This is a genomic window from Snuella lapsa (assembly GCF_039539345.1).
GTDB lineage: Bacteria > Bacteroidota > Bacteroidia > Flavobacteriales > Flavobacteriaceae > Snuella > Snuella lapsa.
The window spans coordinates 23971-31972 of record NZ_BAABCY010000102.1; the positions used below are offsets into that span (position 1 = coordinate 23971).

5 protein-coding genes are annotated in these 8002 nt (G+C 37.2%); 1 reads left to right on the forward strand and 4 read right to left on the reverse strand.

The features are described from left to right. Window positions 1–10: 10 nt before the first annotated feature. Complete coding sequence (locus ABD792_RS18150) at window positions 11–3373, reverse strand: SusC/RagA family TonB-linked outer membrane protein (protein ID WP_345007824.1); 3363 nt, start codon at window positions 3371–3373, stop codon at window positions 11–13. Between the two features lie 157 nt (window positions 3374–3530). Next, window positions 3531–4706, reverse strand: a complete 1176-nt coding sequence (locus ABD792_RS18155) for a FecR family protein (protein ID WP_345007826.1) — start codon at window positions 4704–4706, stop codon at window positions 3531–3533. A 99-nt stretch (window positions 4707–4805) separates the two neighbouring features. Here ABD792_RS18155 and ABD792_RS18160 point away from each other — a divergent pair, with 99 nt between their 5' ends. After that, window positions 4806–5399, forward strand: a complete 594-nt coding sequence (locus ABD792_RS18160) for an RNA polymerase sigma factor (protein ID WP_345007828.1) — start codon at window positions 4806–4808, stop codon at window positions 5397–5399. A gap of 262 nt (window positions 5400–5661) precedes the next feature. Here ABD792_RS18160 and ABD792_RS18165 read toward each other — a convergent pair whose 3' ends face one another. Both ABD792_RS18165 and ABD792_RS18170 read right to left on the reverse strand, forming a co-directional pair. Continuing rightward, the gene (locus ABD792_RS18165; RefSeq protein WP_345007830.1) at window positions 5662–7140 is read right to left on the reverse strand and encodes a glycoside hydrolase family 31 protein; all 1479 of its coding nucleotides are present in this window, start codon (window positions 7138–7140) and stop codon (window positions 5662–5664) included. Further along, a complete protein-coding gene (locus ABD792_RS18170; protein WP_345007832.1) occupies window positions 7083–7811 on the reverse strand; it encodes a hypothetical protein in 729 nt (242 codons plus the stop codon). The genes ABD792_RS18165 and ABD792_RS18170 overlap by 58 nt, the downstream gene beginning before the upstream one ends. Window positions 7812–8002: the final 191 nt, after the last annotated feature.

The window sequence follows — 8002 nt, forward strand, 5'->3', positions numbered from 1 at the left end:
TTATTTATGACTAAAAAGTAAGGTTTACATTAAACCCAAATGAGCTTGTTTGTGGCATACCAAAGAAGTCTAATCCTTGAGCATTGCCATTGTTATAGCTAGACTCCGGATCAATATTATCAACATTTGAATGAATTAACCAAAGGTTTCTTCCTACTGCCGAAAGTGTTGCTTTACGAATAAAGGTCTTGTCTAAGAATTTAGATGGCACGTTATACGCTAATCTAAGTTCTCTTAACTTAATAAAGCCTGCATCATAGATAAATTCTTCTGCAATGTCATTGAAAACTTTGGTGTAATATTCTCTAATACCACTAGCTGGAATAACTCCTAGTCCATTTTCACGACCTACTAATGTAGCTTTATGAACCCCTCTTCGGTATAATTGCGCGTTGGTTCCACTATGCCCTACCGCACCATCTCTCATATCGATCAAGAAACCTAAGCTCCAATCTTTATATCTAAAATTATTTTGTAAACCGGCATTAAAAGGATGCACACCTGTACCAAAAGCAACAGTCCCTCTTTCTGTATCTACTTGTGGTAATCCATTAGCATCTAAAGCAATGTCTCCATTTGCATCTCTTAGGTATACACTACCTGTAATTTGACCAAAAGGCTTCCCTTCAATATGTGTTACCCAAGCATGTCTGGCTCTGCTTATTCCAAAATTAAATTGCTCTTCGTCATTCTCTGGGTCCACTAAACTTACCACTTTACTGGTATTGTGACTCATATTAAAGGACACATCCCATTTAAAGTTTTCAGTTTTAATTGGCGTACCTGTTAGTAGTAATTCAATACCTTTGTTAGTAACTTCACCAACGTTTACTCTTGCAGAGCTATACCCTGAAGTATAAGATATCCCTGCATTCAAGATGTCATCCTCAGTTTTCTTATCGTAGATAGCGAAATCGACCCCTAATCTATTGTTTAAAAGCTGCACATTAAAACCTAATTCTAGCTCTGTAACAAGTAGTGGAGTTAGCCCCGCATTTCTAACAAAGCCTCCACTAATTCCGCCTTGAGGCACTCCAAAATGCGCTCTTCCTAGTCCATAACTTTGATTTAATGAATAAGCGCCTATGCCTCCAGAACCACCAACTTGTGCCCAAGAGGTTCTAACTTTAACATAATCGAACGCCTCCGGAAGCTCTAACACATCAGACAATACTGCACTTAATCCCACAGACGGATAAAAGACATCGCGACCATCCAAAACCGAGAACCAATCGTTCCTCGCTGATCCAGTTAAAAATAACCAATTGTTATAGGAAACTTCTAACTGACCATAAACTGAATGAGATCCTAACTTTGAAAAAGAACTCCATCCCGAATTACTAATACCATTAGCTAACGAATAGAAAAATGGTAATGCAAAGTTATTTCCGCTTGCACCTGTGTAATTTTCTTGTAATCTCATTTTGTTGGCTCCAACTAAGGCATCATATGCAATACCATTATCAAATTCATGACGAGACCCAATAAAAACATCAAAATTGGTTTGTTCGTATCGGTGTTGTGCTTCACTCATACCACCTGTTCTGTCGTAAGAAGTTCCTGTAGGACTAATGCTTCCATACAAGCGGTCAGACTGGTCAATACCAGCTCTACCTTTTACATATACCCAATCATTAATATCATATTGAATAGATGTACTTGCTAGAATTCTGTTCTTTGAATCTTGATTTGTTTGTTGATATGCTGCCCAGTATGGATTTTGATACCATATTGAGCTTGCTGGTTGCATCTCGTAACCTTCTTCAAGATCATATACCTCTGCCATTTCAGATGTAAGAGCTCCAGGTCTATCAGGATCTCCTTTAAGGTCCAAAACATTTGTAGTAACAGGTAATTGCCATACACTATAATGTGCATTGCCTGGAGAATCTGCTAAACTTGGTCTATTATATACTTTTTGCTTCATATAAGACGCACTTGTTTGAAATGTTAACTTATCATTCAAACCTTTTCCGTTTAAATTTACGCTAAAGTTTTGTCTATTCATTCCAGAATTCGGCATAACACTTTCATTTTCCATATCAGAAACAGAAAATCTATATCCTAAACCACCGGTTCCTCCACTTAGAGAAACCGTATTTGTAAACGTGCTTCCTGTTCTATAGAATTTATCAAAATTATTACCAGAATATGAATACGGTCTGCTAACACCATCAAACTGCACAACACTGGAACCATCTAGTTTAGCTCCCCAGGAGAACTCACTAGCATCATAAGCTTCTGTTCTTGTGGTTGGCTTTACTCCATTAACTCCATGACCATATTCAGTTTGCGGATCTAAATGATTGATAGCCTCTTCAAAAACATAGTTAGAATTTACTTCTACTTGAAGCCCTTGATTCATTTTAGCTCCTTTTGTTGTAATAAGGATAACCCCGTTAGATGCTTGAGAGCCATACAATGCAGCCGCAGTACTACCTTTTAAAACCGTCATGGTTTCGATATCGTCCGGGTTGATATTCCCTATACCATCACCACCATCAGATCCACCCCATTCACCAGCAGACCCACGGTTTACATTATCAATTGGAATACCATCAATAACGTACAAAGGCTGGTTGTCACCTGTTAAAGAGGAGTTACCACGGATAATAACTCGCGAAGATCCAGCAGGTCCAGAAGCTGTTCTTGATACATTTACACCAGCTACCTTACCAGCTAATCCGTTAGCAATGTTAGTTTCTCTGGTTTCAGTAAAATCGCCACCATCAACTTTTGTTATTGCATAGGCTAAGGATCTTTTTGATCTTTTGATACCCAGTGCTGTCACTACTACTTCATCTAATGCAGCTGCATTCTCTGCTAAAGCAATGGTAATGTTAGATTGACCGGCTACAGCTACCTCCTTTGTTGCATAACCGATATAAGATACTACCAAAACTGCATCATTGCTTGACACATTAAGCGTGAAATTACCGTCAAAATCAGATTGCGCTCCGTTTGATGTTCCTTTTTCAAGAATACTGGCACCTGGTAATGGCATACCACTGGCATCTGTAATGGTTCCGCTTACCGCTATTTGTGGAGCAATACTAACTACTTCAATTTCCTTCTGAACAACAATTGTTTTGTTCTCGGTGAACTCATAAGTACAGTTTATTGGATTTAAAGCTCTTTCCAATAATTTTTTTGCTAGAATCTTACCCTTCTCTAATTCAATTTTAGGTGCATTAGCAATTAATTCGTCATTATAGACGAATTTATAGCCAACTTGTTCCTGGATAAGTTCGAACATTTCTGCAACCGAAATAATTTTATCGGCATCGACTTTAATTTTTGCATTTTGAGAAGACAAGTCATTCGGCACAAAACTAAAGGCCGAAGTAATGCACAAAAAAATAAATGTTCTCATAATAATCTTAAGTAATTTTTCTCTTCTATGGAGAAAAACTTTGGTAAAGTTAATTTTCATAAATTTGCATTAGTTTGGTTAAACAATTAGATTAATCTTACTAGTTAAGGGAATGAAGTCTAAAACTGTAGGAGGTGGCGACTTTGTTCCTTTTCTTTTATTCTATAATTATTGAATTTTCTTCTATTCTATATTTAAATTCATTGGTTTTTTGGATATAAATTAATACTTGGTCTATACTAACTTCTCGGTCTAAAACACCGGTAAAGCTTTTCTTTTCAGTCTCCGGACTATTAAATGTATATGTTATATTATACCATCTGGATAGCGTTTTCATAATATCTTTCATAGGCATACGCTTAAAACTAAAATAGCCTTCTTTCCATGCAATCTCATCGAACACTTTATCTACTTTATGCACCGATATGGTTTGACTTTCCTTATTTACCAATGATTGCTCTGAAGGGTTAAGTAATTTATGATCCATACCGTTATTAACCTTTACCTTCCCTTCTACCAAGGTTGTAGTTATATTATTTTCGTCCTGATAGGCTTTTATATTGAACTCTGTTCCCAAGACCTCAATATCCTGAACACCTGTTTTAGCAATAAACGCATCACCATTATGATATACACTTTCGGATACATCAAAATAGGCCTCACCATATAATAATTCAACTGTCCTTGGTTGTCCCTGAATAAAATTCACAGGATATTTGAGTCTCGATTCCGAGTTTAACCATACATTGGTTCCATCTGAGAGCTGTACAAAAAAACGCCCCCCCTTTGGGATGGTTAAATAATTGTATTGTACTAAAGCATTCTTTTCGTTCACTTTAGAGTCGTAGACTAGCTTCTCTTTATCTAAAGTACGTCCTTCTAAGTTTACTTGTACACCACTCTCTAACGCTATATTGGAACCATTCTCTAATGTTAATATGGCCTTATCACTACCAGGTAATATATCTGCACCTTTATTAACAACCATAGCAGGTTGTGCTTCTTCTTTGGCTGTCCGATCTCTAAACATAAAAAAGGAGCCTATCCCTAATGCTATAATTAGCATAGCCGCATACTTGAAAGCAGTTATAAACTTTCTTTTACGAAGGCTTCTTTCTTGCTCTTGTATTTTCTTAAGAATTTTTTTCTTTTCTAACTCGGTATCAAAGTCAACGATATTAACGTCTGCCAAATAATTAGCTTTAACAAACTCCATAAAAACAGCATTGTTCGATGTCTCGTTTAACCATTCGGTCAGTTCAAACAACTCCTCTATTGAAGCGGACTTAGAAAAGTATTTTACTATTATTGTTTCTATATTTTTATCTATCAACAGTCTTTATTTTTTACATAGACGTATTAAAATGCATTAACACTTACGCATTTGTATTTTTTTTTTATTTTAACCAAAATTTTTTTGACACCATAACTTTTGAATCTAGATTTTTCCGATCAAAAAATATTAACTCGTGAACTCGAAAAGGGAAACCACCTAGCTTTGGTATATCTAATGGATACCTACCATAAGCCGCTTTGCGCTTATATTTATAGTTTATCCAGTGATTATGAAGGCGCTCAAGATATTGTACAAAACGTTTTTATTAAAGTTTGGATGGATCGGCACAAATTACATGCTGTTAAATCGATAAGGAACTTTTTATACAAATCTGTTTATAATGGATTTATTGACCAATGGAGAAAAGATAAACGAATGCTTGCCATAGAAGCGAAACACCTTGAAAACTTAAATACCATTATTGAAGATAACAGCGATGAACTATTAGAAAAACAAATCGCCCTGATTAATATAGAGATTGAAAATTTGCCTCAAAAATGTAAAGAGACCTTCTTGCTAAGTAAACGGGAAGGCCTTACCAATATTGAAATTGCTGATTTCATGAATGTATCTATTAGGACTGTGGAATCTCAAATGAACAAAGCCTTTAGAATACTGCGAAAAAAGTTGGCTAGCAATACGAATATTATTAAACTGTTGATTTACATGGGGTCTATTATAGCAATGTAATAAAGAATTTCTTGAAACGAACTATCCTCGAGGCAGAGCCATAGAGTTATACTACGACAGAGCCTGTATCGAGCTTGTCGAGATGCTCAGTACAGATTTTGCTCGTTTCATTTTGACCTCACAAGGCCAAAAACCGAAATTCTGTATTGAGATTCCCATTTCCATAGGAATGACAATGTAAGAGGAAACCCCGACGCAAAGCGTCGAGGAATTCTTTTTTATTAAAAACATAGCCAAATCAACAGAACATGATCTCAAATCACTAGTTCTGCGTCATAAACTCCCAAACAACCTTTTTATTATAGCCGTACGGCTTCCCTTTTTCCGGCTTTGAAATATGTCCCTTAAGACGTCCTGACTTATCTTTTTTTACTCTGATATCTATCTGGGAAAATTTACCGTCCTCGAAATCAAAGGTCTCCCCATCATCGTCATATAGAGTAAATTGCCCTTCTTTATCACCGTAATGTCGAATGGTCAAATCCATTCTTTCACCATGCTTCGGAGCTCTGTTCCTCACACCTGTCATAGGAATAATACTCCCGTTTTTTACAAAAAGAGGTATCTTATCCAACCCTGGTTCTATAGTAATAATTTCCTCTTCTCCTACAAATGTTCCGGTATAAAAATCATACCATTTGCCTTTTGGAAGTACTACTTCACGAGATGTTTCACCGGTAAACATCGGAGCTACCAAAATAGCTTCTCCCATCATGTATTGATAACGTACCTCTTTGGTTTTATGCCCCGCATAAGGGTTATCGGTTCCGTCCAACTTCCCTTCAATCTTTTCTGTTTTAAATGTAAACCCTTCTAGTAATTGCATAGCTCGAAAGGGCGGTATCCCTTCATAATGATACTGGGCAAAGGCGGTATACATATACGGCAATAAGCGCATGCGTAATTGTGCCACATCACGCACCTGTGCTTCTACTTCGGGAAACGACCAAGGCTTAGTACCATCTGCCCAGGCATTTAACATCGCCATAGGCGAAAAACAAACTGTTTGCATACGCCGCAACCATTCTTCTGCACTTTTCGAAGCGCGTACTTCGGGTGTCCACAACACCCCAATAAAACTACTATTAATTAACGCTGTTATAAAATCTTTATGACTGTAATAATCATTATAGATCACATAGGGAAAGCTACTTGCCCCTGCATTGGAAGCTCTCACCAAACCATAAGTACGTTGGTTCATTTCCTTAAACCATTTTCCGGTCATATTCTGAACTAAAAGTCCATATACTTGTCGCATTTCTTCTGCCGTGGTTCCTGATGGAAATGTAGCCACATCGGGCCACAACCACTGATCGAAACCGTCCACTTCATCAATTTTATAGCCGCTTACCCCAATATTCAAATGATTTTTAAAAAAGTGCTCTTTGAATAACTCTCTTGTTTCTTTCATGGTTAAATCGGGAACGATGCCGTTCCATACGGTGTGTGATCCTGATAAAGACTCAACCTTAGAGTATAGGCTACCTTGGGGAGACACGTAAGGGTTTATCCATAAGTTAGATCGTATGCCTTTATTCAATAAGGTGCTCACAAAACTTTGTGGGTCTGGAAAGCGTGTTTTCTCCCATTCAAACGTACAGGGATAGGACATGGTTTGCCATCCTGGCTCCACGCCAATAAAATCCAAAGGAAAGTTATGACTCTCAAAATCGGCCACTTCCTTTAAAATATCTTTTGCCGAAAATAAGGTTGGAACCGTTGGGTAAAGCCCAATCCCCATTTGGGCGGTAAATAACCTCCACCTGAAAACAGATTGTATCGTTGAACAACTTCCAGCATGGACTTTCCTCCAAAAATATAAACTTCTGTTCCATCTGCTGGCACTAAAATTTCAACGGCATCAGAATAGGGTTGTGCTTCCCATTTAGGATCGGAATTCCGATCTCTTAATACAGGTTTTTCATCGGCATCGACACGTACGCCTGTTCCTGCATATACTGTTAAATAATTAGCAGCATCTATTAAAACGCCATAACCCTTGGTAGACACATAAAAAGGAACGGGGGCATGTGTACGTCCAGAATCACCATTACCATAATGATCTACATGAAGATTTAAAATCCTTCCTCGTTGATTATGCGTCTTAAAGTTTAAGCCTAATCCGTAAAGTTCTTCTTCCTTTTGCAGCGGAAACCGTAAATAGGTCTTGCCGTTAATAACCTCAGCATTTATTTTGGTTTCATCCAATGGAAAACCAACATCTGTAAGTTTATCTAATGCCTTAGTATCAGGTATAATCTCTGCTGCTTTTAATAAACTTATAGGTTGCTCTTCTCCAATTCTAGTATACCAAATACCATTATGGATTTCATCCCATTTTAAGTTTTGAGCAGTCAATGAACATGAGAACCATGTTGCGATAAAAAGAAAAAAGATCTTTAGTGTTTTCACACGAATAAATTTAAGTTAAACATTTAATTTTCAGTATTTTAATTATTATCAGTTAAGGACACCTTTTAGGTAAAATTTTCACACACATGCTCTAGGCAATACTCTTTTGTGCTTAACTGGTAAGGTCAGTTTCATGCTCGTGGTTTTCCCAACAGTAAAAATCGACCTTTCGACGGGCTCAAGGCACCGCC